At 59.2% G+C, this 25,440-nt stretch carries 28 protein-coding genes; 13 read left to right on the top strand and 15 right to left on the bottom strand.

The annotated features are described in order from the left end of the window. Positions 1 to 25: 25 nt before the first annotated feature. The 9 genes from hydA (at position 26) to GOW31_RS05980 (ending at position 8,007) form a co-directional block, all read left to right on the top strand. A complete protein-coding gene (gene hydA / locus GOW31_RS06020; RefSeq protein ID WP_171168557.1) occupies positions 26 to 1,480 on the top strand; it encodes a dihydropyrimidinase in 1,455 nt (484 codons plus the stop codon). Positions 1,481 to 1,535: 55 nt separating this feature from the next. After that, on the top strand, positions 1,536 to 2,333 hold the full coding sequence (locus tag GOW31_RS06015) for an ABC transporter ATP-binding protein (protein WP_171168555.1): 798 nt from the start codon (positions 1,536 to 1,538) through the stop codon (positions 2,331 to 2,333). Then, positions 2,323 to 2,766 (top strand): GNAT family N-acetyltransferase, encoded by a 444-nt coding sequence (locus GOW31_RS06010; RefSeq protein WP_254441636.1) that lies wholly within the window; start codon positions 2,323 to 2,325, stop codon positions 2,764 to 2,766. The genes GOW31_RS06015 and GOW31_RS06010 overlap by 11 nt, the downstream gene beginning before the upstream one ends. Then, positions 2,763 to 3,680 (top strand): ABC transporter permease, encoded by a 918-nt coding sequence (locus GOW31_RS06005; RefSeq protein WP_171116397.1) that lies wholly within the window; start codon positions 2,763 to 2,765, stop codon positions 3,678 to 3,680. Before GOW31_RS06010 ends, GOW31_RS06005 begins: the two co-directional genes overlap by 4 nt. Beyond that, positions 3,677 to 4,522: an ABC transporter permease gene (locus GOW31_RS06000; RefSeq protein ID WP_171168553.1), complete on the top strand. Its 846-nt coding sequence runs from the start codon at positions 3,677 to 3,679 to the stop codon at positions 4,520 to 4,522. The genes GOW31_RS06005 and GOW31_RS06000 overlap by 4 nt, the downstream gene beginning before the upstream one ends. A gap of 59 nt (positions 4,523 to 4,581) precedes the next feature. Next, complete coding sequence (locus GOW31_RS05995) at positions 4,582 to 5,571, top strand: ABC transporter substrate-binding protein (protein WP_171168551.1); 990 nt, start codon at positions 4,582 to 4,584, stop codon at positions 5,569 to 5,571. Positions 5,572 to 5,728: 157 nt separating this feature from the next. Beyond that, positions 5,729 to 6,442 carry an ABC transporter permease gene (locus GOW31_RS05990; RefSeq protein WP_171168549.1) on the top strand — a complete coding sequence of 238 codons (714 nt, stop codon included), beginning with the start codon at positions 5,729 to 5,731 and terminating at the stop codon, positions 6,440 to 6,442. Then, positions 6,435 to 7,169 (top strand): ATP-binding cassette domain-containing protein, encoded by a 735-nt coding sequence (locus tag GOW31_RS05985; protein ID WP_171168546.1) that lies wholly within the window; start codon positions 6,435 to 6,437, stop codon positions 7,167 to 7,169. The genes GOW31_RS05990 and GOW31_RS05985 overlap by 8 nt, the downstream gene beginning before the upstream one ends. A 22-nt stretch (positions 7,170 to 7,191) precedes the next feature. Next, a complete protein-coding gene (locus GOW31_RS05980; protein ID WP_171168545.1) occupies positions 7,192 to 8,007 on the top strand; it encodes a substrate-binding domain-containing protein in 816 nt (271 codons plus the stop codon). Positions 8,008 to 8,056: 49 nt separating this feature from the next. Here the strand turns inward: GOW31_RS05980 and GOW31_RS05975 are convergent, their stop codons facing one another. From GOW31_RS05975 to GOW31_RS05930, 11 genes are all read right to left on the bottom strand, one after another. Further along, positions 8,057 to 8,929, bottom strand: a complete 873-nt coding sequence (locus GOW31_RS05975) for a helix-turn-helix transcriptional regulator (RefSeq protein ID WP_171168543.1) — start codon at positions 8,927 to 8,929, stop codon at positions 8,057 to 8,059. Next, complete coding sequence (locus GOW31_RS22175; protein WP_256367494.1) at positions 8,930 to 9,055, bottom strand: hypothetical protein; 126 nt, start codon at positions 9,053 to 9,055, stop codon at positions 8,930 to 8,932. Positions 9,056 to 9,068: 13 nt separating this feature from the next. Beyond that, positions 9,069 to 10,331, bottom strand: a complete 1,263-nt coding sequence (locus tag GOW31_RS05970; RefSeq protein ID WP_171168541.1) for a c-type cytochrome — start codon at positions 10,329 to 10,331, stop codon at positions 9,069 to 9,071. After that, positions 10,332 to 11,528, bottom strand: coding sequence for a formate dehydrogenase subunit gamma (locus GOW31_RS05965; protein ID WP_171168539.1), 1,197 nt, complete (start codon positions 11,526 to 11,528; stop codon positions 10,332 to 10,334). A 27-nt stretch (positions 11,529 to 11,555) separates the two neighbouring features. After that, entirely contained in the window at positions 11,556 to 11,906 is a 351-nt protein-coding gene (locus GOW31_RS05960) for a putative quinol monooxygenase (protein WP_171168537.1), read from the bottom strand. A gap of 111 nt (positions 11,907 to 12,017) precedes the next feature. After that, the gene (gene fdh3B, locus GOW31_RS05955; protein WP_010439472.1) at positions 12,018 to 12,611 is read right to left on the bottom strand and encodes a formate dehydrogenase FDH3 subunit beta; all 594 of its coding nucleotides are present in this window, start codon (positions 12,609 to 12,611) and stop codon (positions 12,018 to 12,020) included. A 12-nt stretch (positions 12,612 to 12,623) separates the two neighbouring features. Then, positions 12,624 to 15,518 (bottom strand): formate dehydrogenase subunit alpha, encoded by a 2,895-nt coding sequence (locus GOW31_RS05950; RefSeq protein WP_152457710.1) that lies wholly within the window; start codon positions 15,516 to 15,518, stop codon positions 12,624 to 12,626. 105 nt (positions 15,519 to 15,623) lie between these two features. Next, positions 15,624 to 15,812: a ubiquinol-cytochrome c reductase iron-sulfur subunit N-terminal domain-containing protein gene (locus tag GOW31_RS05945; RefSeq protein WP_171116379.1), complete on the bottom strand. Its 189-nt coding sequence runs from the start codon at positions 15,810 to 15,812 to the stop codon at positions 15,624 to 15,626. Positions 15,813 to 15,869: 57 nt separating this feature from the next. Next, entirely contained in the window at positions 15,870 to 16,481 is a 612-nt protein-coding gene (locus GOW31_RS05940; RefSeq protein ID WP_171116377.1) for a molecular chaperone, read from the bottom strand. Positions 16,482 to 16,485: 4 nt separating this feature from the next. Further along, the gene (locus GOW31_RS05935) at positions 16,486 to 17,067 is read right to left on the bottom strand and encodes a DUF3306 domain-containing protein (protein WP_171168535.1); all 582 of its coding nucleotides are present in this window, start codon (positions 17,065 to 17,067) and stop codon (positions 16,486 to 16,488) included. Continuing rightward, complete coding sequence (locus GOW31_RS05930) at positions 17,064 to 17,618, bottom strand: DUF3305 domain-containing protein (RefSeq protein WP_171168533.1); 555 nt, start codon at positions 17,616 to 17,618, stop codon at positions 17,064 to 17,066. The genes GOW31_RS05935 and GOW31_RS05930 overlap by 4 nt, the downstream gene beginning before the upstream one ends. Positions 17,619 to 17,881: 263 nt before the next feature. On the opposite strand from GOW31_RS05930, the gene GOW31_RS05925 reads away from it, so the two are divergent. Continuing rightward, positions 17,882 to 19,834, top strand: a complete 1,953-nt coding sequence (locus GOW31_RS05925; protein WP_171168531.1) for a 4Fe-4S binding protein — start codon at positions 17,882 to 17,884, stop codon at positions 19,832 to 19,834. Here GOW31_RS05925 and GOW31_RS05920 read toward each other — a convergent pair. Continuing rightward, positions 19,828 to 20,556 (bottom strand): cytochrome c, encoded by a 729-nt coding sequence (locus tag GOW31_RS05920; RefSeq protein ID WP_171168529.1) that lies wholly within the window; start codon positions 20,554 to 20,556, stop codon positions 19,828 to 19,830. The two genes, GOW31_RS05925 and GOW31_RS05920, sit on opposite strands and share 7 nt — an antisense overlap. A gap of 122 nt (positions 20,557 to 20,678) precedes the next feature. Here GOW31_RS05920 and GOW31_RS05915 point away from each other — a divergent pair, with 122 nt between their 5' ends. Genes GOW31_RS05915 through GOW31_RS05905 form a run of 3 tightly spaced genes read left to right on the top strand, consistent with a single transcriptional unit; the run spans position 20,679 to position 22,911 of the window. Next, entirely contained in the window at positions 20,679 to 21,740 is a 1,062-nt protein-coding gene (locus GOW31_RS05915; protein ID WP_152457717.1) for an Mrp/NBP35 family ATP-binding protein, read from the top strand. Further along, positions 21,737 to 22,435 (top strand): biotin/lipoate--protein ligase family protein, encoded by a 699-nt coding sequence (locus tag GOW31_RS05910; protein ID WP_171168527.1) that lies wholly within the window; start codon positions 21,737 to 21,739, stop codon positions 22,433 to 22,435. Before GOW31_RS05915 ends, GOW31_RS05910 begins: the two co-directional genes overlap by 4 nt. Beyond that, complete coding sequence (locus tag GOW31_RS05905; RefSeq protein ID WP_171168525.1) at positions 22,432 to 22,911, top strand: DUF6505 family protein; 480 nt, start codon at positions 22,432 to 22,434, stop codon at positions 22,909 to 22,911. Before GOW31_RS05910 ends, GOW31_RS05905 begins: the two co-directional genes overlap by 4 nt. Here the strand turns inward: GOW31_RS05905 and GOW31_RS05900 are convergent. The 3 genes from GOW31_RS05900 to GOW31_RS05890 form a co-directional block, all read right to left on the bottom strand. Beyond that, positions 22,908 to 23,408, bottom strand: coding sequence for a flavin reductase family protein (locus GOW31_RS05900; RefSeq protein WP_171168523.1), 501 nt, complete (start codon positions 23,406 to 23,408; stop codon positions 22,908 to 22,910). The genes GOW31_RS05905 and GOW31_RS05900 overlap by 4 nt on opposite strands. An 88-nt stretch (positions 23,409 to 23,496) precedes the next feature. Then, positions 23,497 to 24,909 carry a PolC-type DNA polymerase III gene (locus GOW31_RS05895; RefSeq protein ID WP_171168521.1) on the bottom strand — a complete coding sequence of 471 codons (1,413 nt, stop codon included), beginning with the start codon at positions 24,907 to 24,909 and terminating at the stop codon, positions 23,497 to 23,499. 2 nt (positions 24,910 to 24,911) lie between these two features. Further along, complete coding sequence (locus GOW31_RS05890) at positions 24,912 to 25,430, bottom strand: hypothetical protein (RefSeq protein WP_171116357.1); 519 nt, start codon at positions 25,428 to 25,430, stop codon at positions 24,912 to 24,914. Positions 25,431 to 25,440 lie beyond the last annotated feature (10 nt).

Raw genomic sequence — 25,440 nt, 5'->3', positions numbered from 1 at the left:
CGCAGACCGCATCAGGGAGTTCAAAATGAGTACTGTCATCAAAAACGGAACCGTTGTCACCGCGGATTTGACTTACAAGGCGGATGTATTGGTCGAGGGCGGCGTGATCACCGAAATCGGTATGAACCTGACGGGGGACAAGGAACTGGACGCAACCGGCTGTTTTGTGATGCCGGGCGGGATTGATCCTCATACCCATCTCGAAATGCCGTTCATGGGCACCTATTCCAGCGATGACTTTGAAAGCGGGACGCGGGCGGCCCTGGCGGGCGGCACCACCATGGTTGTCGATTTTGCACTTCCCAATCCGGGTGAAAGCCTGCTGGATGCGCTTAAACGTTGGGACAACAAGTCGACACGGGCCAATTGTGACTATTCGTTCCACATGGCGGTGACCTGGTGGGGGGAACAGGTGTTCGACGACATCAAAACCGTGATCGAGACGCGCGGTATCAACACCTTCAAGCATTTCATGGCCTACAAGGGCGCGCTGATGGTGAATGATGATGAGCTGTTCGCCTCGTTCAAGCGTCTTGCCGAGCTTGGCGGTACCGCCCTGGTGCATGCCGAGAATGGGGATGTGGTGGCAGAGCTGAGTGCCAAGCTGCTTGCCGAAGGCAATACCGGCCCCGAGGCACATGCGTATTCGCGCCCGCCGCAGGTGGAAGGCGAAGCCACCAACCGGGCGATCATGATCGCGGACATGGCGGGTGTCCCGCTGTATGTTGTACACACCTCGTGTGAAGAGGCGCATGAAGCCATCCGTCGGGCAAAAATGCAGGGTAAACGGGTGTGGGGAGAACCCCTGATCCAGCACCTGACATTGGACGAAAGTGAATATTTCAATCAGGATTGGGACCACGCGGCGCGACGGGTCATGAGCCCTCCGTTCCGCAACAAACAGCATCAGGACAGCCTGTGGAATGGCCTGCAATCGGGAACGCTGAGCGTGGTTGCAACTGATCATTGCGCCTTTACAACCGAACAGAAACGCTTTGGCGTCGGGGATTTCACCAAGATCCCAAACGGCACCGGCGGGCTGGAAGACCGGATGCCGATGCTGTGGACACATGGGGTCAACACTGGGCGTCTGACACCGAACGAATTCGTGGCTGTCACTTCAACAAACATTGCCAAGATATTGAATTGCTATCCTAAAAAGGGTGCGGTTCTGGTCGGGGCGGATGCTGATCTTGTTGTCTGGGATCCTGAGAAAAGCAAGACAATCAGCGCCGCGTCGCAGCAATCTTCGATCGACTACAATGTGTTCGAGGGCAAAGAGGTCAAAGGTCTGCCGCGCTTTATTCTGACGCGGGGTCAGGTGGCGGTGCATGACGGTGAAATCCGGACGCAGGAAGGTCATGGGGACTTTGTCGCGCGTGAGGCGAACACCACCGTCAACAAGGCGCTGAGCACCTGGAAAGAGCTGACCGCCCCAAGACCCGTCGAGCGGACAGGAATTCCGGCGACCGGTGTTTGATCAGTTGGGGCCGCTTTGCTGGCGGCCCTGACACCACTCTTTTCAAGGCAATAAAATGAACACTGAAAGCACGACCCAGCCCGTCATCGAGGCAAGGCAGCTGGACCTGACATTCCAGACCAATGATGGGCCAGTACACGCGCTTAAAGACGTGAACCTGACTATCGACAAGGGCGATTTCGTCAGTTTCATCGGGCCGTCCGGCTGTGGCAAAACCACCTTTCTGCGCTGTATTGCAGCCCTTGAGACACCTACGGGCGGGACGCTGACCGTCAATGGCATGACGCCTGATGAGGCGCGTCGAAAACGGGCGTACGGGTATGTCTTTCAGGCGGCGGGCCTATATCCCTGGCGTACCATTGCAAAGAACATAAAACTGCCTCTTGAGATCATGGGATACCGTGCTGCCGAACAGGATGAACGAGTGAGAAAGGTCCTGGAACTAGTTGATTTGGAAGGGTTTGGCGGCAAGTTTCCCTGGCAGTTGTCCGGTGGGATGCAGCAGAGGGCCAGTATTGCTCGGGCCCTTGCGTTCGACGCGGATATCCTGCTGATGGACGAGCCGTTCGGGGCGCTGGATGAGATTGTGCGGGACCATCTGAACGAGCAGCTTCTTGAGCTTTGGGCGCGAACGGAAAAGACGATCGGATTTGTGACGCATTCCATTCCCGAGGCGGTTTATCTGAGTACAAAGATCGTGGTGATGAGCCCACGGCCCGGGCGGATCGCCGATGTGATTGACAGCCCGCTGCCCAAGGAACGGCCGCTGGACATTCGCGACACTCCGGAATTCATCGAGGTCGCGCACCGTGTGCGCGAAGGTTTGCGGGGTGGGCATTCCAATGACGGCTGAGTTGAATGCGGATAAGATTCGGCGCGCGGCGCCAAACGATGTGCCAGCCTGCGCCAGGGTTGTTCATGACTGGGCCACGCAAACAAGCTGGATGCCCGACGAACTGCCGGTCGATGAACTGGCGAAACTGATCAGCGACGCATTCGACAACCGCGAAATGTGGGTCGCAGGTGATCCGGTCGATTGCTACATGTCAGTGGACCCGGCACAGAATAAAATCGGCGCGCTGTATTGCAGCCGGACGGGGCAGGGTATCGGCAAGCGCCTTGTCGACAAAGCAAAAGAGGGCCGAAATTTTCTCTGGCTGACGACGCACCGGCCCAATACGGCGGCGCAACGTTTTTATCGCCGTGAAGGGTTTGAAGTGACGGCCGAGGAACCCCCTGTGCCGCCGGATACCGTGCCCGTCTATCGGATGGAGTGGCGTGCATGAAGCAGGTCATCGCCGTATTCACAGTCATCGCCGCAATTGTTCTGTTCTGGTACGTGGCCTGTATTCCGATGAACATAAAGGGCGTGTTGACCGAACAGGAACGCGCGGGGGCCATCGTGCAGCCGCCATCCGCCAAGGACCGGCGGGACATGTCTGAGGTTGGTCTTGTTTTGAACAACACATTCGCCATCCCGGCCACGTGGGAACAGGACCGGCCTCGACTGCCGGCCCCGCATCAGGTCGCCGTGGAAATGTGGGAAACGACGGTCCAGAAAAAGATCACTTCGAAACGGTCGCTGATCTATCATGGCTGGGTCACGCTCAGCGCGACGATGCTGGGATTTGCGATTGGCACCGGCCTGGGGATCCTTCTGGCCGTGGGTATCGTGCATAGCCGCGTGATGGACCTGTCGGTCATGCCATGGGCCATTGTCAGTCAAACCATTCCGATCATCGCGCTGGCGCCGATGATCATTGTGGTGCTGTATTCCGTTGGTATTCAAGGGATCATTCCCAAGGCGATCATATCGGCCTATCTGAGTTTCTTTCCGGTTGTCGTCGGCATGGTCAAAGGATTGCGCAGTCCTGATGCGATGCAGCTGGATTTGTTGCGGACGTATAACGCCAGCCGGTCTCAGGGTTTCTGGAAGCTGCGCCTGCCGGCATCCATGCCGTATCTGTTCACCTCGCTGAAAATCGGGATCGCTGCGTCGCTGGTCGGTGCCATTGTTGGTGAGCTTCCGACAGGGGCTGTTGCCGGTCTGGGCGCGCGGTTGCTTGCTGGCAGCTATTACGGTCAGACGGTACAAATCTGGTCGGCCCTGTTCGCGGCAGCCATTCTGGCGGCGTGCCTGGTCGGGCTGCTGGGGCTGATTGAACGGGCCGTACTGAAACGAATGGGGATGGCGCAATGATACTGGTTTTCTGTGCTGTCCTGCTTTGGCTCTTTGGCTGGTGGTTGAACAGCCGGTTGGCCAGCGGGCCTTACGCCGACACCCGAATGGTGCGGCTTCTGGCCCCGCTGATCTTTGGCCTGACGGTCATCGGGATCTGGGAACTTCTGGTGCGCGGGCTTGAGGTTCCACTGGTCATCCTGCCTGCGCCATCGGTGATTGCGGTGCGGTTTGCGGACAGCCTTCCGATCCTGTGGGCTGACTTTGTGCAGACCATCATCAAGGGCGCGCTCAGCGGCTATGTCATCGGGTGCATTGCCGCCTTTCTGATGGCGATTGCCGTGGATCGCTGGGATTTCCTGCGCCTGGGCCTGTTGCCGGTCGGCAATTTCGTGGCCGCCCTGCCGATTGTCGGAACCGCCCCCATCCTGGTGATGTGGTTCGGGTTCGACTGGCACTCCAAGGCGGCGGTGGTGGTTGTGATGGTGTTCTTTCCGATGCTCGTGAACACCGTGGCCGGGCTACGTGAAGCCACCTCGATGCAACGCGATCTGATGGAGACCTATGCCGCAACCTATTGGCAGAGCTTTTTGAAGCTGCGACTGCCTGCGGCGATGCCCTTCATTTTCAACGGACTGAAGATTTCCACCACGCTGGCGCTGATCGGCGCTATCGTGGCCGAGTTCTTCGGCTCGCCGACACTTGGTATGGGGTTCCGGATCTCAACCAGTGTCGGGCAACTGTCGTTGGACATGGTCTGGGCCGAAATCGTTGTTGCGGCACTCGCAGGTACAGCCTTTTATGGTCTGGTGGCGGGGATCGAAAAAGTGGTGACCTTCTGGCACCCGTCACAGCGCGGATAAAACAAAGAAATCAACAGACCCCGTAATTGGGGCACAACAAGCAACTAGGAGAAATGAAGATGAACAAGCTACTCAGCGGGGCGGTTGCCGCCTTTGGTCTGGCAGCCAGTGCGGCGCTGGCGGCGGATGAGGTGACATTGCAACTGAAATGGGTCACGCAAGCACAATTCGCGGGCTATTACGTTGCCAAGGACAAGGGCTTTTATGAAGAAGAGGGGCTGGACGTCACCATTCTGCCCGGCGGGCCTGATATCGCTCCGACACAGGTGATTGCAGGCGGTGGCGCCGATGTCACCGTCGAATGGATGCCCGCCGCGCTTGCTGCCCGTGAAAAAGGGCTGCCGCTGGTGAATATCGCGCAACCTTTCAAAAGTTCTGGCATGATGCTGACCTGCTGGAAAGACGCCGGGATCTCGTCGCCCGAGGACCTCAAGAACCGCACGCTGGGTGTCTGGTTCTTTGGCAACGAGTTTCCCTTCATGAGCTGGATGAGCCAGTTGGGCATCAGCACCGATGGCAAAAGCGAAAACGGAGTGGAAGTTCTGAAGCAGGGCTTCAACGTCGACCCGTTGCTTCAGCGTCAGGCGGATTGCATCAGCACCATGACCTACAATGAATACTGGCAGGTCATCGATGCCGGTGTCAGCCCGGATGAGCTGGTGACCTTCAAATACGAAGACCAGGGCGTGGCAACGCTGGAAGACGGTCTCTATGTGCTGGAAGAGAACCTGAGCGATGCGGCTTTCGCCGACAAGATGGAGCGGTTCGTGCGCGCGTCGATGAAGGGCTGGAAATATGCCGAGGAGAACCCGGACGAAGCGGCGGAAATCGTTCTGGAAAACGATGCAACCGGTGCCCAGACGGAAGAGCACCAAAAGCGTATGATGGGTGAGATCGCCAAGTTGACCGCAGGGTCGAACGGCGCGCTGGACCCGGCTGATTTCGACCGCACCGTCAACACATTGCTGGCAGGCGGGTCTGATCCGGTTATTACCAAAAAGCCCGAAGGGGCCTGGACACATCAGATCACCGATGCTGCACTGAATTGATCTCAGCCTTTCCTTAGGGAATTGAAGCGCGGTCCCAAGCGGGGCCGCGTTTTTCATTCTAAATGCCGGATATGTGTCTGTACTCGACCTGAAATCAGAGTAGTATTTACCTGTAAACGAACGCATTTCATACGAAATGTGAACTTCACGGGATAAAATGCAGGGATTTGCATCAGAATTCAGCTCTGCCATCGCGCTGATCTTTGAGGGAGACTCAGAGCTTTGGGCGATTGTGCTGTTGTCCCTAAAAGTATCCGTGTTTGCGGTTCTGATTTCTGCCCTGATCGGCATGCCCGTCGGTGCCGCCCTGGCTGTGGCCAGGTTTCCGGGGCGGCGGATGCTGATCGTTCTGATGAATGCCCTGATGGGGTTCCCGCCCGTGGTCGTGGGGCTGCTGGTCTATCTGATGCTGTCCCGTTCCGGCCCGTTGGGTGTGCTAGAGCTTTTATATACCCCGACGGCCATGATCATTGCGCAGGTCGTGTTGGTCACTCCCATTATCGCGGCATTGACCAGGCAGGTGGTCGAAATGCTGGCCGAGGAATATTCTGAACAGCTGCGATCACTGGGCGTGTCGCGGCTGGCATCGGTTCCCGTGTTTCTCTGGGATGCGCGGCTGGCACTGGTTACGGCCTTGCTTGCGGGGTTTGGGCGCGCCATTGCCGAGGTCGGCGCGGTGATCATCGTGGGCGGCAACATCAATCATGTGACGCGCGTGATGACGACAACGATCGCGTTGGAGACGTCAAAGGGAAATCTGGCGCTGGCTCTGGCGCTGGGGGCAATCCTGATTGGGATCGCGGTGGCCGTGAACGCGATGGTCAGCGCGGTCAGCCTGCGGGCCGAACGGGAAGGGGTACGTCATGCGTGACCTGTTCTGCGACGCGGTGAATTGCCTGAAAGTCGAGAACCTGCAAATCCGCAGTAACGGCAAGGCGTTGTTGGACGTCTCGTCATTGGTTCTGGATGGGCCGGGGCCAACCTTGATTCTTGGCCCCAACGGTGCAGGCAAAAGCCTGTTGCTGCGCTGCCTGCACGGTTTGATCACGCCGGATCGGGGGCAGGTCGTCCAGGATGGAAAACCGCTGGGCGCGGCACAGAAAGCCCGCCAGGCGATGGTGTTTCAGAAACCGGTTCTGCTGCGTCGATCAGTTGCGGCAAACCTTGACTTCGTTCTCAAGCGTCAAGGCATGGGGCGAAGCGCCCGTAAGGCCCGTATCGCCGAATTGCTGGCCGAAGGCGGGCTGGACGGCAAGGCCAGACAACCCGCGCGGTCATTGTCCGGGGGAGAGGCGCAGCGATTGGCGATTCTCCGTGCGCTGGCGCTGGACCCCGAGACCTTGTTTCTGGACGAGCCCACCAGCGCGCTGGATCCAAGCGCGACCCAGATGATCGAACGAATGATATTGCGGGCATCGGCTCGGGCCGTGCGGATCGTAATGGTGACGCATGATATCGGTCAGGCACGTCGTTTGGCCTCGGACGTGGTCATGATGCAGGGCGGGCATGTCGTGGAACATGGTGTGGCAAAACAGGTTTTGGATTCACCCGAAAGCGATGCGTCGCGCCGCTATTTGGCGGGCGGATTGGTTACTTGAAACTGAGAAAGCGGAGAGAGTGATGTTCCGAAAAGCAATTCGGGCAGCGGCGGTGGCTTTGGGCCTGTTGACCAGCGCGGTTTCGGCGGAAGAGCCGTTTATTGTGGTGCAGTCGACCACGTCCACACAGAACTCGGGACTGTTGGAATACATCCTTCCGTGGTTCGAAGCCGATTCAGGTATCGATGTTCGTGTCGTGGCGGTTGGAACCGGTCAGGCCATTCGCAACGCCATCAACGGGGACGGGGATGTTCTTTTGGTTCACTCCAAACCGGCCGAGGAGAAATTTGTTGCTGACGGTTGGGGCGTAGAGCGGAAGGATCTGATGTACAATGATTTCGTTCTGGTCGGCCCCAAGTCTGACCCTGCCGGAATTCGCGGCGGTACCGATGTGTTGGCCGCGCTGTCGAAAATCGCCGAGGCCGAAGCGCCGTTTGCATCACGCGGTGACGACAGCGGAACACACAAGGCTGAACTGGGCTATTGGTCCGCGGCCGGGCTGGACCCTGCCGAGGCTTCGGGTGCGTGGTATCGCGAGACCGGATCTGGTATGGGGGCGACGCTGAACGTGGCCAGTGGAATGGATGCCTATACGCTGACGGATCGGGCCACGTGGCTGTCTTTTGGGAACCGCGGAAATCTTGAGGTATTGGTCGAAGGGGATCCACGCCTGTTCAATCAATACGGCGTGATTCTCGTGAGTCCCGACAAGCACGCGCATGTGCGCGCGGCGGCCGGCCAACGTTTCATCGACTGGCTGACGGGGCCGGACGGGCAGGAGGCGATTGCGTCGTTCAGGCTGGACGGGCAGCAGGTGTTCTTTCCGAACGCCGACTAAGCCGGCCTGCGGCGGGCGTATCCTTACAAGGTAAAAGGCGGGTGAGGGCTCAACCGCTGGCACCGTTGTGGTGTATCGTGCCCAGGCCCGACAGGTCGTAGCCACCGAATTCACGGGCCCTTTGCGCAAATTGATCCGAGCGCAGCAGCGTTATCAGTTTCTGCATTGGCGGATCAAAATATGACCTGCGCCAAATCGCCAGATCCAGCCTCTCGGAATGGGTGGGGACGAAACCCAGGTTGTAAAGCCCTGCCAAAGCCCCCAGCCCAAAGCCGGCCTCGGCCTTTTCGCCGTGAAGGGCGATGGCCAGTTCCTCTTCGGTGCGTGCGCAGCCGGGGGTTGCGTCCAGATCGTCTCGGCTCATGCCATGGGCTTCCAGCTGGCTATCGAACAGGTGTTGGCTGGCCGCACTGTCCTGACGCATGATCACGCGGCGCGATTTGAGATCCTTGAACGATTTGATATCCGATATGCCCGGGGCAAGAAGCAGCCCGCGCTTGCGCCGGGCGACTTCGTACAACACCACCGGCCCTTCGCCCAAGGCGTCCCGCAGGGATATTTCGTTGAACCCTCCGTCTTCGTGGATGTGCAACACGGCCGCCTGTGCGCTGCGTTCGCTCAGCCGTGTCAGCCCGTCAAAAGAGCCGTCGTAATAGGTGGCAAGCCCCGATCCGCTTTCACGCAGCGCCCAGTCCAACAGAGGATCATGGCTGCCTGCTACAATCGGAGGCAGAGGCGGTTCGGCCACCTGCGGACCGGATCGCGACGCGTTGAGCCAGGCAATGATTTCGGCCCGCGGGAACAGCAGTTTGCCCATGGCGCGAACACAGGGCACCTCGCCCGAAGAGGCAAGATCATAGGCTTTGCGCTCGCCGATGCGCAGCAGATCGGCCAGTTCGCGGGTGGTCAGGTATTGCGACATTCAGTCGAGGCGCACGGCAGAGCCGGACGTGGCGTCGGCGGCGGTGAAACCGATCCGATCCAGCACGGCAGGGGCTGCCACTGCAATGACGACCATCGCGGCGACCGCGGCAAGAAAAGCTTTCATGGTCTCCTCCAGTTCAGTTCCGGGCACCCGTTGCGCGGCGCAGAAAAGCAATAAGATCCTGACGATCCTGAGCTTGTGTAATTCGCTGCATCGGCATCTTGGACCCCGGAATGTAATGGTCAGGCCCTTCGTCGAAAAGAGCATTTATCGTTTCGTCATTCCAAATGATATCAGAGCCTTGCAGCGTATCCGAGTACAAATATCCCGGTAACGTGCCCGCGCGTCTGCCGAAAACCCCGTGCAAGGAGGGACCTGCGCGGCGTTGGCTGTCGGGTGTCAGGCTGTGACAGATCGAGCATTTCCGCGCGAATTGACGCTCACCATTGTCCATCTCGTCGGGGTTTTGCAGAAAACTCGGCTCGGCAGAAGCCATCTGTTGCCGGTCGGACAAGGTGGTGACTGGCCAACTGTACATGGCCTCGTCAATTCCGCCCGCATGGATGTTTTCACCATCGACCGAAAAGGCCAGGGCCCAGACTGGCCCCCGCAACGTTGCGCGAAAGTCCTGCGCGATGCGCCAGTCCGAGGTATCGATGACCATGATATAGCCTTCGCCGTCGCCCACGGCCAGAAACCGACGATCCGGGCTGAGCGCCATGGCAAGGATCGGGCGACGATCCAGAGTGAAATCGCGTTCTTCACCGGTGGAAAGGTCCAGTATTCGGGTCACTCCATCAACAGCACCGTAAGCGATCCAGTTGTCCTGTTCATTCAGGACCAATTCGTTGATGCCGAACCCGTGTTCGATGAGCCGGTTGATCTCTTGCCCGTTCGAGATGTCCCAAATGCGCAGCGACCCATCCATGCCTGCGGAATAAAGCCGTGTGCCGTCAGAAGAAAACACCACCGCGTTCACACCGCTTCCGGTCGGTCCAAGAGTTGTGGGCGCGGCTCCGTTCACGGGCCAAATCCCAATCGTTCCGTCCCAACTGGCGGTTGCGACGTGGGTCTTGGATGCTGCCAGACCCACGATCTTGCCCTGATGTCGCCCAACCACGTCGCCGCCGGGCCACTTGCGCAGGGTGAAATCATCTCCGGCCGAGTAGATGGCCGTGCCATTGAAGGCAACGGCGTTCACGGCGGCTTCGTGACCTTCCAGCCATTCGGGGGTCCGATCAGCCCAGAGCCCGACGGAATTGTCGAAACTGGCTGTTGCGATCCGCCCGTCCGGGGCTGTGGCGATTCCCATGATTGGGCCGCCGTGTCCCTTGAGCGTGAAGAATTCGGCCAAGGCGGGCAGAGGGATCAGCGCCAGGGCCAGAACCAGCCCCCGCATCTATTCAGCAGGCGAGGTGGCGGTCTTGCCAGCCTCTTTTTCCTGAACTTCCTCCAGCCACAAAGAGTGGTGTTCACGGGCCCATTGTTCTTCGACCTCGCCGGTGCCCATGGCGTCAAAGGCGCCCTCCATTCCAACGGAGCCGAGATAGATATGCGCCACGATGATCGCAATGAACACATAAGCAACCATCACGTGCCAGACTTGGGCATATTGCATTTCTTCCTGCGGCGACATCTGCTCCGGCAGGTTCAAGCCCATCATTTGTGGAATACCGGTCGCATTGGCGATCTGGAAGGTTTTGGCAAACAAGGGCATCTCGAATGGGAACAACAGCGACAGACCCGACAGGCTGATGGAGACGCCCAGCAGGATGCAGGCCCAGAATATGATCTTTTGTCCCGCGTTGAACTTCTTTGCCGGTGGGTGGCTGTTCTTGGTGAACAACCCGCCACCTGCGGCCAGCCATTTCAGATCGACGCGGTTGGGGATGTTATGGGCAATCCAGTTTACCGTGACGATGATCAGGCCCAGCATGAAGGCCCAAGCCAGATTGTTGTGCAACCACTTGCAGCCCTGTGCGAGGGCCGCAAAGCCCTCTTTCCCGAAAACCGGGATCAGGAAGTCGCGCCCATAAAGCGTCAGCAGGCCCGTGACGCCAAGGATCAGGAACGACCCGGCAAACAGCCAATGGCCGAACCGCTCGAATCCGTTGAAACGCGTGACCGTGCGGCCGGTTTTCTCACCATCGATGCGAATTTTGCCTCGGATCAGGAAAAATAACAGGATGATGCCCAGCATCCCGGCAACGATATAGGTGCCGTATTCGCGCAGCGGTCCGGTGCGGAAGGTCAGCCACCACATGCCGCCATCCTGAATCAGCACGCTGTCTGCCGGACCATGAGAAGACACCGTCACATCAGCCGAGCCATAGCGCAAAGCGCGATACACGTCACTGTCCGAGGCCACACCACGCGTGCCAAGCTGCCCCAGCAACCCCTCGGCATTGCCCTGACCAGTGTTCTCGGAACGATAGCTGTTGTCGACGGTTTCACCACGCTGCCGGGCGAGAATGTCTTCCAGCGTTGTCGCTCCGCCGGTCGAGGTGCGCTCATCTGCCGTGGGTTCAGAGGTCTCTTGCGCCCATGCGGCTCCGGTCAGAAAAATCGAAACCAGCAGATACTGGATCAGACGCATAGGGGTATCCTCCTGTGCAATTTCATATCAGCGGTCAAACCCGCCAATTTGCTGGTGAAAGACGGCGCCGACCGGTGCGAGCGCTTCGCGAAGATCATCCTTGGCCGGACCATACACGTCCAACCCTACTGGCGTCAGAAGGGCCAGAAACCGTTCAGCAAAACTGGCACCGAAATTCTGCATATGTATCATGGCATCTTCGGAACTGGCGTAGCGTTCATAGATATGAACAGCCGAACCGGTCATGTGCCATTCATAGCTTCTGGCGCCGGTCTCCTGCTGCGTGGCCGTGACCATTTCTGCCATAAGCGCTTCGAACTCATCCTTTTTATCCAGATCGAGGTCAAGCTTCAGCAGCCAGTAAACATCATTGGTCATGCGCGCCTCTCAAATTTGTTTGCTGTGACGTTGCAGGAAACGGATCCCCGATCACATCACTTGAAAAGCCCCCCGCAAAGGGCGGGAGGCTGCTTTGTCAAAAGCCGGATTTCAACCGTCCTTCTGGTCGTAGGCCGTGCCCCAGCCCCAGGCGCCCGAGCCGAAACCGCGCGCCACGACGCGTTCACGGTAAACTGCGGAAACCACGTCGCCGTCACCGGCGAGCAGGGCCTTGGTGGAACACATTTCGGCGCAGATGGGCAGCTTGCCCTCGGCGATCCGGTTGCGACCGTATTTGGCGAACTCTGCGGTCGAGTGCGTTTCCTCGGGGCCGCCGGCGCAGAAGGTACATTTGTCCATCTTGCCGCGCGATCCGAAGTTACCCGCCTGTGGATATTGCGGCGCGCCGAAGGGGCACGCATAGAAGCAATAGCCGCAGCCAATGCACAGGTCCTTGGAGTGCAGGACGACCCCTTCTTCGTTCTGATAGAAGCAGTCGACCGGGCACACCGCCATGCAGGGCGCATCCGAACAATGCATACAGGCGACCGAGATCGAGCGTTCGCCCGGGTTGCCGTCATTGATCGTCACCACCCTGCGGCGGTTGATGCCCCACGGCACCTCGTGTTCGTTCTTACACGCGGTTACGCAGGCGTTGCACTCGATGCAGCGTTCAGCGTCGCAGAGAAACTTTGCTCTAGCCATTTATCGTCCTCCTTACGCTGCCCAGATCTTGCAGAGAGTCGCCTTGGTCTCTTGCATCTGGGTCACTGAATCATAGCCATAGGTCTGGGCGGTGTTGGTGCTTTCACCCAGCACATAGGGGTCTGCACCTTTGGGGTATTTCTCCCTCAGGTCCTCGCCCTGGAAATGGCCGCCGAAGTGGAACGGCATGAAGGCCACGCCGGCACCGACCCTGTTGGTCAGCATCGCCATCACCTTGACCTTGCCGCCCTCGGGACCTTCGACCCAGACCTGTGATCCGTCTCGAATGCCAAGGTTGTTGGCATCGCGCGGGTTGATCTCGACGAACATGTCCTGCTGAAGCTCGGCCAGCCACGGATTCGACCGGGTTTCGTCACCGCCGCCTTCATATTCGACCAGACGACCAGACGTAAGGATTATCGGGTAATCCTTTGAAAAGTCGTTCTTCTGGATCGATGCATAAAGGGTGGGCAGGCGATAGGCCTGACGGTCCTCGTAGGTGGGATAGTCCGCCACCAGATCGCGCCGGTTGGTATAGAGTGGCTCGCGATGCAGTGGGATCGGATCCGGGAAGGTCCAGACAACCGCACGGGCCTTGGCGTTCCCGAAGGGCGCACAGCCATGTGCGATCGCGACCCGCTGGATACCACCGGACAGGTCGGTTTTCCAGTTGGTCTTTGGTCCGGCCACGGCGTCGATGGCCGCGCGTTCCTCGGCCGTCAGATCACCGTCCCAGCCAAGATCCATCAGCATCTGCATCGTAAACTCTGGATAGCCATCCTGAATTTCCGATCCAACGCTATAGACCCCTTCGGCCAGCAGGTTGTCGCCGTCGCGTTCCACGCCGAAACGGGCACGGAAGGTCAGGCCGCCTTCGGCCACCGGTTTGGACATGTCATAGAGGTTTGGTGTCCCCGTATGGCCCATTTCCGGTGTGCCCCAGCAGGGCCACGGTAGACCGTAATACTCGCCGTCGTTTGGTCCACCAATGGCTTGCAGCGTGGTTCTGTCGAACGTGTGCTGGTTGGCCATATGGCTTTTCAGACGTTCCGGCGACTGACCGGTATAGCCGATGGTCCAGAGGCCCGAGTTGAACTCACGCGTGATGCTTTCAACATTCGGGGTTTCGGGATCTTCCATCTCGATATTGCGGAAGAACCGGTCCGCCCAGCCGAATTTGTTGGCGAACTTGGCCATGATGACCTCGTCCGGCAGACTTTCGAACAGCGGATCGACCACCTTGTCGCGCCATTGCAGAGACCGGTTCGAGGCCGTGACAGAACCACGGGTTTCGAACTGCGTACAGGCGGGCAACAGGTAGACGCCATCGGTACGGTCATGCAGAACGGCGGAAACGGTGGGATACGGGTCGATCACGACCAGCATGTCCAGCTTTTCCATCGCCGTCTTCATTTCCGTCATCCGGGTCTGCGAGTTGGGCGCGTGGCCCCACAGAACCATGGCGCGGACATTGTTGTCCTGATCCATGTTGGCCGGGTCTTCCAGAACACCGTCGATCCAGCGGGAAACAGGAATGCCGCGCTCGTTCTGCAGCGGTTTGTCCTTGCCGTCCTTGTCCTTGATCGTGGCGAATTGACCGGCCAGCCATTCAGGTTCTTCGCCCCAGACACGGGCCCAGTGACCCCATGCGCCTGCGGACAGGCCATAATAGCCGGGCAGGGTATGGGAAAGAACACCAAGGTCCGTTGCGCCCTGAACGTTGTCATGACCGCGGAAGATGTTGGTGCCACCACCCGAGGTTCCCATGTTGCCCAGTGCAAGCTGAAGGACGCAATACGCGCGGGTGTTGTTGTTGCCGTTGGTGTGCTGCGTTCCGCCCATGCACCAGACAACCGTTCCGGGACGGTTGTTGGCCATCGTGCGGGCAACCCGCTTCAACTGCGACCCCGGAGTGCCGGTGACACGTTCCACCTCATCCGGGTTCCACTTGGCAACTTCTTCGCGGATCTGATCCATGCCCCAGACACGGGTGCGGATGAACTCTTTGTCTTCCCAACCGTTGTCGAAGATGTGCCAGAGGATACCCCAGATCAGCGCAACGTCCGTGCCGGGGCGGAAACGGACATATTCATCCGCGTGCGCCGCAGTGCGCGTAAAGCGCGGGTCGCAGACGATCAGCGGGGCGTTGTTCTGCTCTTTTGCGCGCAGAATATGCAGCAGCGAGACGGGATGCGCCTCGGCCGGGTTGCCGCCGATGATGAAGATCGCCTTGCTGTTGTGCATGTCGTTGTAGCTGTTGGTCATGGCGCCGTAGCCCCATGTATTCGCAACGCCCGCAACAGTGGTCGAGTGGCAGATCCGGGCCTGATGGTCCACGTTGTTCGTGCCCCAGTAGGCGGCGAACTTGCGGAACAGATAGGCCTGTTCGTTGTTGTGCTTGGCGGAACCCAGCCAGTACACGCTGTCAGGCCCGGATTCTTCGCGGATGCTCATCATGCCGTCGCCGATCTCGTTGATCGCCTCTTCCCAGCTGATGCGCTTCCACTCTCCGCCTTCCTTTTTCATCGGATATTTCAGGCGGCGCTCGCCATGGGCGTGCTCGCGAACGGCGGCACCCTTGGCGCAATGGGCGCCCAGGTTGAACGGACTGTCCCAGCCGGGCTCCTGCCCGATCCAGACGCCGTTCTGAACTTCGGCAACCACCGTGCAACCGACCGAACAATGCGTGCAGACGGACTTGATGTTCTCGACAGCCGTGTTGGCTGCGGTCTGGGCGCTGGCTGGCGTCACGGTTCCACCCGTGGCGCTGATCGCGGCAAGGCCGCCGATCGTCAGGCCCGATCCACGCAGGAATGCGCGGCGATCGACGGTTTTCTCGCCGACCTGGGACAGGATACTTGTCCGCTGGGGGCGTCTCGCAACCCCGTTGGTCTTTTTCCTAAGCATTTGTTTCCTCCCTTGCGCGCCGTGTATGCCACGGCTGGCTTGGTACTGCTGAAGCCGACGTCGGGGCCAATCGCAACCGTCAGTCGGGTGTGAAAACGTCCGATCCTAGAACCGGGTGCTTTCGATGTAGGCGCGTGTATGCGCGGTATCCTGGATGCGGGTATCGTCTGTCGGCGCTTCGGCCGCTTCGGCTTTCCCGGTCAGGCTGGCGGCGGCAACAGCAGCAGGCGCTGCGGTTCCGGCCAGTTTGAGGAAGTCGCGGCGTGTGGCGCCTTCTTCCTTGGTCTTGCTCATGGGCTCCTCCTGTCCCAATTGCGGTTTGGTGCCCACAGGGCACCGGCGATGTGCGGGCTACCCCGCTGTCATCCGGAACGCTTCGCGCTCGATCTCCATGAATACCCGACCGGCGGTGCCGACGGATGCATAGAGAACAGAGTTTTCAGCAGCTTCCAAATCCGAATAGAAATGTGCGGCCCATGGGCCGATATGTTTGCTCCAGAATGCTTTCTGGTCTTCAAGCGATGCCGGGCTGCCAAAACGCCCAACGATCATGCCTGCCATCATCTCCATCAATGAGGCGATGTTGTCCTCGGGCTCAAACACGTTCTGGGCGCGTGTGATCCCGCGCACCGCCATGTCATTGCGGAGCTGCGCCAGAGGTTTCTCGTTCAGAAAACCCGTGAGATAGAAGCTGGCATAGGGCAGCAATTCGCCCCGACCCAAACCGATGAACAATGCGTTGAATTCCCGTTCCGCGGCGGCGGGCTTGGTGACTTTTGCAACCCGCGCCATGGCTTGGATGGCCTGACCAAGATCAGTGTCATCCCCGCTAAGGCTCGCCATTTGATCCAGCAGCATCTGGTCGGGTGGACCGGCCAGCAGCAAGCCCAGAAAGTTGTAGAAATCCGCGCGCAGGCGATCCTCGGCTGAAACGTCCAGAGTGTGCGCGTCACTTGCGGTCATTCGGTCATCCTTCAAATTCAAATGTCATTCGACGTGGCGCCGGGGGAAGGTCGATTTCTTCCGGCTCGTCCGCGCGGGCGACGGAAACCGGTTCGGGCCCGGTATCGGGTTCGACCGGCTCGGCCTCGGGTTCAGCGCGCGTATCGGCTTCGCTTTCAGCAGCATCGTCTTTGGCCTCTTCCGCGTCGGCCGCCAGTGCTTCGATATGTGCCAGCATGCCCTTTCCAACCTGATAGGCGGTTTGCATGTTTTCGATCACGCAGGCCGCATCGGTGTAGTCCTCGCCGTAATCAACCAGCCCGTCGACATTGGCCAGAACCGGGTTCAGCCGCCACAGCCGACGCAAAGCCCGACGGCGCAGGCGATCAGGCACGGCCTTGGCCATGAAGCCCGAAACATCGTCGCCGGGTTGCAGGGTCTCTGGGTCGGGAAGGTTGAACTCGGCGAGGATCTCGGCGTCATCCTTTTCTTCCAGCTCCGCTTGCCGTTCTGCGATCGCCTGTTCTTCAAGCGCCAGTGCCTCGGCCTCGGCTTCGGCGTGAACGGCGGCCTTTCGGCGAGACCAGAAATCATCGGGCCGGTTCATTGCAGCGCCTTTCTCGGGGCGCGATACACGTCCGACGTCTGCCGGATACGAGCATCACCCTTGCCGTCTTCAACCAGATCTGTCCGCTTCTTGTCGCGGCGGCGCTTGACGAAAACTTCGTGCTGATGATGTTTCAGAGTAAAATCGCGAACCCAGGCAATCAGCCCTACAGTCATCGGGATCTTCTCGACAATTTCTTCACCGGTATCCGCGTAATCCTGCCCCTCGAACGGAGAGGCGGTGATCAGAACTGCATTCAGGGGAGTTTCGCCTTTCAGTTCGTCCCGCAGCACAAGGTACAGCGAAGGCTGCTCATCCGACAAATTGACCATGTAGGCTTCGGTTTCATCTGCCCAGAGCGTCAGGGGCAAGGTGGCCGCGTGATACTCGACGGCATCGCCTTCGCGGCGCAGTTCCTGCCAGTCGGCCGGCCCCGCGCCGGGTAAAAGGGCCACAGCGCGCCAGTTCCACCGGGCCCACCGTGTGACCCCGGGTGTCTTGCGCACGATGACGCCAACCGGCATTTCAGTCTGGCTTGCGGCCTTGGCCACTGGCTCCTCCCCGAAAGGCTCTCCCCTGCCTTTCCAAGTCCACTATGGTACACAAACTGGCTGTGTGCCAAGCCTAAGCTCTACGACTTTGGTCGTAGTCCAGGGTAGCAACTGCGTGAGCAGGTCCTGTGAATGCTTGTATTTCGTGGCATTTATTGCCGAAATTCAACCCTATGCAGGAAACGCGGCAAGGGGTTGAAGTTGCTTTCCCGGGGGTACAGCCTAGTGTGCATGGAACCGGGGCGGTTGCCCGAGGAGAGGATATGGCCACGAAACTACTGCTATGTGATTGCGCCGGAACACAGGCATTCGATCCGGACAAGATCGAAAGCGCCTGCGGCGTTGCCTGTTCCAGGTTGCATACCGCGCTTTGTACCGATGAGTTGCAGTCCGCCGCGGACTTGATGAAAGAAGGTGATACCGTCATCGCTTGTGCGCAAGAGCATGACGTTTTCAGGTCACTGGCCGAAGACCTGAATATCGACGTGCCCGGATTTGTCGATCTGCGCGATCGGGCCGGGTGGTCAGACCAAGGTGCGGATGCGACCCCCAAGATGGCGGCATTGGCGGCCGAGGCCGTTCTGGCGCAACCGGTCACACCCAGCGTGGATGTCTTCAGTGAAGGCACCTGTTTCATCATCGGGCCCGGTGCGGTGGCCTTTGATCTGGCAGAGCGTCTGGCGGATTCGTTGGCAGTGACCGTCATGACGACCGATTTGTCAGAGCCTCTCTCGCGCGCCTATGACGTGGTACGGGGGCGGCTGCGTTCGGTTTCCGGTGCGCTCGGTGGGTTTTCGTTGCGTCTGGACGCGCTTCAGCAGGTCGTGCCCGGTGGGCGCGGCGCGTTTGCTTGGACCGATCCAAAGGACGGTGCGCTTTCATCGTGTGACATTGTCATCGATCTGGCAGGAGAAACGCCCTTTGTTCAGGCCCCGGACAAGCGCGAAGGCTATCTGCGGGCTGATCCCAGGGATGCGGTTTCCGTGGAACGTCTGGCTTTTGAAGCCGCGCAATTGGTGGGGACATTCGAAAAGCCACTTTATGTGCGGGTGGAAGAAACCCTGTGTGCCCATTCCCGGGCCGAGCAGGTGGGCTGTACCAACTGTTTGGATATCTGCCCAACCGGTGCGATTTCCCCGGCGGGCGAGCATGTGGCGATTGACCCGATGGTATGTGCAGGCTGTGGTGCTTGCGCCGCGCTGTGCCCTTCAACGGCCATAACCTACGAAGACCCACCTGTTTCGGCGCTGTTGTCGCGGATGCATATTCTGGCCCGTACCTATCGACGGGCCGGCGGCACCGCGCCTCGGTTGCTTGTCCATGACGCCGACGGGGCCGAAATGATCCGGTTGGCGGCGCGTTTCGGGCGTGGATTACCTTCGGATGTGATTCCATTGGAATTGAACGTGATATCTGGCTTTGGCCATGCCGAGATGCTGGCGGCTCTGGCGCATGGGTTCGCGCGGGTGGTTGTGCTGTTGGCGCCGACGACTGAACGCGAGGCGTTGAACCGGGAGCTTGAATTGGCACATGCCATTGCTGGCCCCGAGGGTATAGGCCTGATTGACGAAACAGACCCCGATGCGATGTCCGATCTGCTGTACGGGCAGGCGGTGCCCCGGCCTTTGTCCGATCCGGTCTTGCCTATGGGCAATCGCCGGCAAATCGCGCGGCTGGCAGCACAGGCGCTGAACCCGCAGGCTGAATCGCCTTTGCCGCTGCCTGAAAATGCGCCTTACGGGGCGGTTGCAGTGAATACCGACAGCTGCACCCTGTGCCTCAGCTGTGTGTCGCTGTGCCCATCCGGTGCGTTGATCGACAATCCGGATATGCCGCAATTGAACTTCCAACAAGATGCCTGTCTGCAATGCGGGATGTGCAAGACCATATGCCCCGAGGATGCGATCACGCTTGTTCCACAACTTGATCTCAGCGATGCGGCCCTGTCACAGCAGGTTCTGAACGAAGAAGAACCTTTTGCCTGCGTGGAATGCGGGGCATTGTTCGGCGTGAAATCCACCGTTGAGCGGATCATGGAGAAGCTGTCGGGCACGCATCCGATGTTCGCGACGTCGGATCAGGCGCGGATGATCCAGATGTGTGACAATTGCCGGGTGAACGTGCAGTTCCAACAGCAAGACAATCCTTTCCAGTCAAAGCCCAAGCCTCGGGTCGTCACGACCGAGGATTACTATTCAGACAGAAAGGATCACTGAAGTTTCAGAGGTGCACCCAGATCCGCAGCGTCGATGCGCGATACGAACGCCAGGATCGCGTCAAGATCGTCCAATGTCATCTCAACCGGGTGAATAGGAGACGGGCGTTCGGGATCGAAAGGCGGTGTCAGACCGTCGATCTGTGTGAATGCGGGGTGGGGGTTCAGGGCGAAAAACGCTTCGAATCGCTGCGACCAGTCGGGCATTGCGCGCAGAACGGCGAAAGAGGGCGTCGACCCCAGGCCATTCATGCGGTTCCTTGGCCCGATGACATGACAGCGCCCGCAATGGGTCATCGAAAGTTCTTCGCCAAGTTGGGTGTCGCCTTCAACGATGTCACCGGACTCAACCACGGCAATATCAAAACTGGCAGAGTAGGGCCCTCCGTCTGCCGGGGCAAAGCTTTCCACCGTGCGCTTGCCGATATCCGATTTCAGCCATTCAAGAAAACGGGTCTGGCGGTCGTTGTCTTCGATACGCAGGTGATAGATCACGTTGTTGCGGGCAAAGACCGGATCACCGGGCGGCGCGGTTTCCAGCACCATGACCCCGGCGTCGTCTGCAATAACACGGATCCCGGTCTTGAGAGAGAAGCGAGGAAGGATATGTTGCAACAGGCCGGAGTCTTTAACCTCTGCCGGGGCCGCAAGGCCAATCGCCTCTTGTGACCAAGAGGGGGTGGCAGAGAGCGTCAGGCTCAGGCACAAGAGGACAAAGCGCATGGCTCAACGTAACTTCGCGGGGCGGGATGCGTCAAATGTACAGACAAAGACGGAGACACGTGCAATGAGCGGCGAGTCGATACGCACGCCCCTGTCAGCAGGGCGGATCAAGGGGAACAAGCATGAGTGTTCGTGACGCGGTTCTGGCGAACCTGAAAAAGATCACCGACCCGGTATCCGGGCAGGACATCGTAAGCGCAGGCATCGTGCGCGCCTTGAATGTGGAAGGCGACACGGTACGCTTCGTGCTTGAGGTCGACCCGAAATATGCGGAAAAGATGGAACCCGTCCGCGCCACGGCTGAAAAGGCCGCTCAGATGGTGGAAGGCGTGGCAAATGTTTCGGCCTTGATGACCGCGCATTCCGACAAGGCACCGCCGGATCTGAAACCGAAACCCAAGCCATCGCAAACCGGGCCGCAGGCAGTGCCGGGTGTGGATCGGATCATCGCCGTTGCCTCCGGCAAGGGTGGGGTTGGCAAATCCACCGTTTCGGCCAACCTTGCCTGCGCATTGGCTGCGGAAGGCCGGCGTGTAGGTCTGCTGGATGCGGATGTTTACGGGCCGTCGCAACCCCGGATGTTGGGTGTCTCGGGTCGTCCGGCCAGCCCTGACGGCAAGACAATCCTGCCGCTGCGCAACCACGGGGTCACCATGATGTCGATGGGTTTGATGACCAACGAAGGTCAGGCGGTTGTCTGGCGCGGGCCGATGCTGATGGGTGCGCTGCAACAAATGATGAGCCAGGTGCAATGGGGCGCGCTGGATGTTCTGATCGTCGATCTGCCGCCCGGCACCGGTGACGTGCAACTGACGCTGAGCCAGAAGTTCCAGGTGGATGGTGCCATTGTCGTTTCAACGCCGCAGGACGTGGCCCTGATTGATGCCCGAAAAGGGATCGACATGTTCAACCAGCTCAAGACACCCATTGTCGGGATGATCGAAAACATGTCCACGCATATCTGTTCGAACTGTGGGCACGAAGAACATGTTTTCGGTCATGGTGGTGTCAAGTCCGAGGCAGAGGCGCTGGGCGTGCCGCTGCTGGGTGAAATCCCCTTGCATCTGGACATCCGCGTCGCCGCCGACGGAGGCGCGCCCATCGTGGTCAGCAAACCTGACAGCCCGCAGGCCGAGGCATTCCGCAAGATCGCCCGCGACATGATCGCCAAAGGCAACGCATGAGCCAGCCGGTTTTCCCACCCTTGCTGACGGGCCACCCGGTTCAGGGTGGGGAAGACCCGTTCGAGCGCGCGCAGGCCATGGCTGCGCTAGGCTGTGATGCGGGGACGGTTGTCTACAATATTCAGGCGGATTTCCTGCGCGTGGCAATTGTTTTTGCCCCCGAGGTACCGTTGCAGGATGCCGTGGCGATGCTGCCGCTTTGTGCTGTGGGATTTCAGAACGCGCTGGGCGCTTTGGCCCCGCCAGAGGTTGCGGTGCATCTGGGTTGGGATGGTCTGATTTGCGTGAACGGGGCGCGGTGCGGCCGGTTCCGCGCGGCTGCGTCAACATCAATGCCCGAGGAAGAGCCGGACTGGCTGATCGTCGGTTGGGAGCTGACGCTGTTGCAAACAAGTGATGCGCCGGGTGAAACCCCTGATATCACCGCGCTGTACGATGAAGGCTGTGCCGAGGTTTCTGCAACGCAGTTGGTGGAAAGCTGGTCACGACACATGTTGACCTGGCTCAACCGTTGGCAGGAGGATGGCAACGCGTCCTTGCACGCCGAATGGATGGGCCTGCTGCGCGGCGTGGGCGAACCGCTGATCGACGGTGGCGTATTCCTTGGAACGGATGAACGTTTCGGGATGCTGATCCGCGACGGGGTCGATACGTATCTGCGCCCCCTGACTGACTTGTTGGAGAACCGAGAATGAAACTGGCCCGAGCGATCCATTTCGACGAAAGCGACATGAACGTGTTTCATTCCCCGGCGCGCACCGGAGAGTGGTGCGTTTCGGGCGGGTTTGAGTTTTCCAACTGGGGGCAGGGCGATATTGAAGGCAAGGCTCGACAGGCCTTTGCGAATGGCTGGCTGGGGTTGGAAACCTTTGGTCGGGTGACTTTTGTCGCCGTGACGCAGATCGAAGCCGCAGAGAAAAATCAGATTGCGCATAACCTGGCCGAACATTTTGTGCAGTTCTATGGCGCACCCTCGGTCGAGGCCGCATTGGGCGTTGCGCAAGCTGAAATCGACCACATGTTAGAGTTGTGCGAAGACCATCCGGCCAACACGTTGTTGACCGTCGCAAGGGAATTGACAGAGACAGGCGTTCACGAAGCCTTTCGCGTGATCACTCCTCAGGACGCGGAACTGGAGGCGTTGGCGGTTCACGGGTCGTTGGACGATTAGATCAGGTCGACAAACCCGCCGAACTGCCCGCGTTTGAAGATCAGCCCTTTGCCGGTGCGATACATGACCTGCTCTACCTGACCCACGATGATCAGATGATCCCCTGCGTCATGACGGGCATTAAGGCGGCAATCGAACCGGGCCAGACACTGGGCCAGATGTGGACGCCCGACCGTATCCTCGGTCCAGTTTGCATGTGAGAAATCCGCCCCATCGCGTGCAAACCGCAACGCCTGATCCTGCTGATCCTGCGCCATGACGTGGATAGAATAGAGATCACAGGTACTGAACGTATCAAATCGGAATGATTCCTTGGCCAGACACCACAGGACCAGTGGCGGATCCAATGAGACTGAGGCAAATGAATTCACCGTTATGGCACGCGGGCCCTTGTCGGATTGCGCGGTAATCACCGTGACACCGGTGCCAAAGCATCCCAGCGCTTCCCGAAAGGCGGGGCTTTGATCCGGGGTCGGTCTGAAGGTCTTTTCGGTCATTGCGCGCTTAATCCTTGGCCGCGCATCAGGTGCCATGCGTGGCCCGGATTGTCCATGAAAAGCTGACTGCCGGGTGCAATTTATGCCGTCAGTTCAGATCTTCCAGCAAACGACCATGTTTGCGGGTTTCCATGATCACCTCGCCAAAAGTCGTCAGGCCGCGTGCTTGCAGGATCGGCAGCATCTTGATCAATGCCTCGGCCGTGGCAACCGCGTCGCCCAGTGCGGTATGGCGCAACGTTTCGGGGATCGTGATTTCCAGCCGTTCACACAAGGCGTCCAGTGTGTGCGTATCGCTTGCCCCGAACAACACTGCGGACAGCAAAACCGTGTCGAGTATCGGATGATCCCACTCGACACCCATCCGTTTGGCATGGCGGCGCAGGAACGCCATGTCGAACGGGGCATTGTGCGCCACGATCACCGCGTCGCGCGAAAACTGATGGAATACGCGTCCGGCTTCGGCGATATCGGGCGCCCCCTGAACCATACGATCGCTGATCTTGTGTACTTTGGTCGAGGCCGGGGGAATCGGAATGCCGGGATCAACCAGCATGTCCAGATGCTCACCCTGAACGATTTTACCATTCAGAACGCGCACTGCGCCGATCTGCACGATCTCATCCTTGTGAGGTAGCAAACCGGTTGTTTCCGTGTCGAAAACCACGAAACACAGATCCGATAGGGGGCGGTTCTCGAACGCATCATCCCCCGGTGTATTGAGAAGTTCGAAATCATAGACCAGCGGGCGGGCATCGTCCGGTGACATATGTGTCGCGCTGTCTTCGAAGACAAGCATATATCCGGGTGCATCCCCCAAGGGTTTCATCCTGGCGGAATAGGTCTGCCGCCCGTCCACGCTGGACAGGGTGCAATAGACGTCCTTTCCGGTTTTGCACATCTTGGCATATGCGTCCGTCAGGCCGGTGGCTTCGAGATATTCGAAAAGAGATGCGTTCAGACGAGGATGCGCGATTTGTGCGAGAACCTCGGCGGCCTGCCCGTCGTACAGAACGATCTGATGTTTCGGACTGGCCAGCAGCATGGCCACAGGGATTTCCGTCAGCAGCGCGGTCAGGCGCTGTTTTTCGGCGGCCAGATGCGCGGTTTCGGCGGCCACGGCCTCGGCCGTGCGCATGGCGTTCGAGGCCAGTTGTTCTGCCAATCCCGCCGCTGCCGGGGCAAGATCACCCAGATACCGCGCGGCCTGCATGTCCAGGTCGGTGCTTACACCGGCATGTGCACGGGCACGCAGCTGGGCGGAAAGCCGTTCGATCGGTTTGGCGACGTTGTCGTCGAACAGCAGCCAAACACCCGCGACCAGTGCCAGAAATCCAAATCCGATCAGGATTTCGGCGAAGACGAAATCATTCAGCAGACCGGGGTTTCCCGCACGGGAATAGGTGATCCAGAGAGCGGTGGCGCTGATGGCAACCCCGCCCAGGGCGAGGAGGCAGAAGAACAGAAAGATCCTGAGCCTCAAACTCAATCCAGTCAGCATGATTACACCCCGCAAGTGGCTGCGATGACGGGGTCATTGGTTCCGGCTGCAATCCAGTCAGCGTTCACCAGACGCCCGTCCTCGGCAAATTCGGCACCATCCGCCAGGTTTGCGCGGCGGCCTTCTGCACAATTCACGGCCACCGGCAGTTTCGAAACCGGAGCCCAGCGGCCAAAGAAGTAAAGATCGACAAGCCGTTGTTCCGGAACGTTTTCGTTTGTGCGCACCGATACGGTGTCGATTGCGGCAAACCGGTCAACGAACGGCACCGCGTAGGTCCAGGGACGATAAAACGCGCGGCTTTCGACCTCTTGCACGATGGTCATCTCTTCCGGCAGTTGGTCGCGCGTGCGATCGTACCAGGAATATTCGCTGTTGATGGTCATCGCGATCATTCCAAGGCCGGCCGCAACCGGCGTTGTCCATTTTGGCAAACGCCCTCCGGTCAGCTTGTTCAGCAGAAGAACGATGCCGGCACATGCGACCCCTGCGAAAATCGTGCCGATCAGTTCCAGAAACATGTGGTCTCTC

The sequence above is a fragment of the Ruegeria sp. HKCCA0370 genome (assembly GCF_013033705.1).
In the GTDB taxonomy this organism is placed as follows: domain Bacteria; phylum Pseudomonadota; class Alphaproteobacteria; order Rhodobacterales; family Rhodobacteraceae; genus Ruegeria.
The sequence above is the reverse complement of the archived record's forward strand: the minus strand, read 5'-3'. Positions and strand labels throughout refer to the sequence as shown.

What these genes read in the sequence shown, in the direction of transcription:
- GOW31_RS05935 (WP_171168535.1), bottom strand. Translation starts at nt 17,067, where the DNA reads ATGAACCGGCCCGATGATTTCTGGTCTCGCCGAAAGGCCGCCGTTCAC.
- GOW31_RS06000 (WP_171168553.1), top strand. Translation starts at nt 3,677, where the DNA reads ATGATACTGGTTTTCTGTGCTGTCCTGCTTTGGCTCTTTGGCTGGTGG.
- GOW31_RS05965 (WP_171168539.1), bottom strand. Translation starts at nt 11,528, where the DNA reads ATGCGTCTGATCCAGTATCTGCTGGTTTCGATTTTTCTGACCGGAGCC.
- GOW31_RS06005 (WP_171116397.1), top strand. Translation starts at nt 2,763, where the DNA reads ATGAAGCAGGTCATCGCCGTATTCACAGTCATCGCCGCAATTGTTCTG.
- GOW31_RS05970 (WP_171168541.1), bottom strand. Translation starts at nt 10,331, where the DNA reads ATGCGGGGGCTGGTTCTGGCCCTGGCGCTGATCCCTCTGCCCGCCTTG.
- GOW31_RS05915 (WP_152457717.1), top strand. Translation starts at nt 20,679, where the DNA reads ATGAGTGTTCGTGACGCGGTTCTGGCGAACCTGAAAAAGATCACCGAC.
- GOW31_RS05975 (WP_171168543.1), bottom strand. Translation starts at nt 8,929, where the DNA reads ATGTCGCAATACCTGACCACCCGCGAACTGGCCGATCTGCTGCGCATC.
- GOW31_RS06010 (WP_254441636.1), top strand. Translation starts at nt 2,323, where the DNA reads ATGACGGCTGAGTTGAATGCGGATAAGATTCGGCGCGCGGCGCCAAAC.
- GOW31_RS06015 (WP_171168555.1), top strand. Translation starts at nt 1,536, where the DNA reads ATGAACACTGAAAGCACGACCCAGCCCGTCATCGAGGCAAGGCAGCTG.
- GOW31_RS05920 (WP_171168529.1), bottom strand. Translation starts at nt 20,556, where the DNA reads ATGCGCTTTGTCCTCTTGTGCCTGAGCCTGACGCTCTCTGCCACCCCC.
- GOW31_RS05985 (WP_171168546.1), top strand. Translation starts at nt 6,435, where the DNA reads ATGCGTGACCTGTTCTGCGACGCGGTGAATTGCCTGAAAGTCGAGAAC.
- GOW31_RS22175 (WP_256367494.1), bottom strand. Translation starts at nt 9,055, where the DNA reads ATGAAAGCTTTTCTTGCCGCGGTCGCCGCGATGGTCGTCATTGCAGTG.
- GOW31_RS05925 (WP_171168531.1), top strand. Translation starts at nt 17,882, where the DNA reads ATGGCCACGAAACTACTGCTATGTGATTGCGCCGGAACACAGGCATTC.
- GOW31_RS05890 (WP_171116357.1), bottom strand. Translation starts at nt 25,430, where the DNA reads ATGTTTCTGGAACTGATCGGCACGATTTTCGCAGGGGTCGCATGTGCC.
- GOW31_RS05995 (WP_171168551.1), top strand. Translation starts at nt 4,582, where the DNA reads ATGAACAAGCTACTCAGCGGGGCGGTTGCCGCCTTTGGTCTGGCAGCC.
- GOW31_RS05910 (WP_171168527.1), top strand. Translation starts at nt 21,737, where the DNA reads ATGAGCCAGCCGGTTTTCCCACCCTTGCTGACGGGCCACCCGGTTCAG.
- fdh3B (WP_010439472.1), bottom strand. Translation starts at nt 12,611, where the DNA reads ATGGCTAGAGCAAAGTTTCTCTGCGACGCTGAACGCTGCATCGAGTGC.
- GOW31_RS05940 (WP_171116377.1), bottom strand. Translation starts at nt 16,481, where the DNA reads ATGACCGCAAGTGACGCGCACACTCTGGACGTTTCAGCCGAGGATCGC.
- GOW31_RS05990 (WP_171168549.1), top strand. Translation starts at nt 5,729, where the DNA reads ATGCAGGGATTTGCATCAGAATTCAGCTCTGCCATCGCGCTGATCTTT.
- GOW31_RS05960 (WP_171168537.1), bottom strand. Translation starts at nt 11,906, where the DNA reads ATGACCAATGATGTTTACTGGCTGCTGAAGCTTGACCTCGATCTGGAT.
- hydA (WP_171168557.1), top strand. Translation starts at nt 26, where the DNA reads ATGAGTACTGTCATCAAAAACGGAACCGTTGTCACCGCGGATTTGACT.
- GOW31_RS05945 (WP_171116379.1), bottom strand. Translation starts at nt 15,812, where the DNA reads ATGAGCAAGACCAAGGAAGAAGGCGCCACACGCCGCGACTTCCTCAAA.
- GOW31_RS05980 (WP_171168545.1), top strand. Translation starts at nt 7,192, where the DNA reads ATGTTCCGAAAAGCAATTCGGGCAGCGGCGGTGGCTTTGGGCCTGTTG.
- GOW31_RS05900 (WP_171168523.1), bottom strand. Translation starts at nt 23,408, where the DNA reads ATGACCGAAAAGACCTTCAGACCGACCCCGGATCAAAGCCCCGCCTTT.
- GOW31_RS05895 (WP_171168521.1), bottom strand. Translation starts at nt 24,909, where the DNA reads ATGCTGACTGGATTGAGTTTGAGGCTCAGGATCTTTCTGTTCTTCTGC.
- GOW31_RS05905 (WP_171168525.1), top strand. Translation starts at nt 22,432, where the DNA reads ATGAAACTGGCCCGAGCGATCCATTTCGACGAAAGCGACATGAACGTG.
- GOW31_RS05950 (WP_152457710.1), bottom strand. Translation starts at nt 15,518, where the DNA reads ATGCTTAGGAAAAAGACCAACGGGGTTGCGAGACGCCCCCAGCGGACA.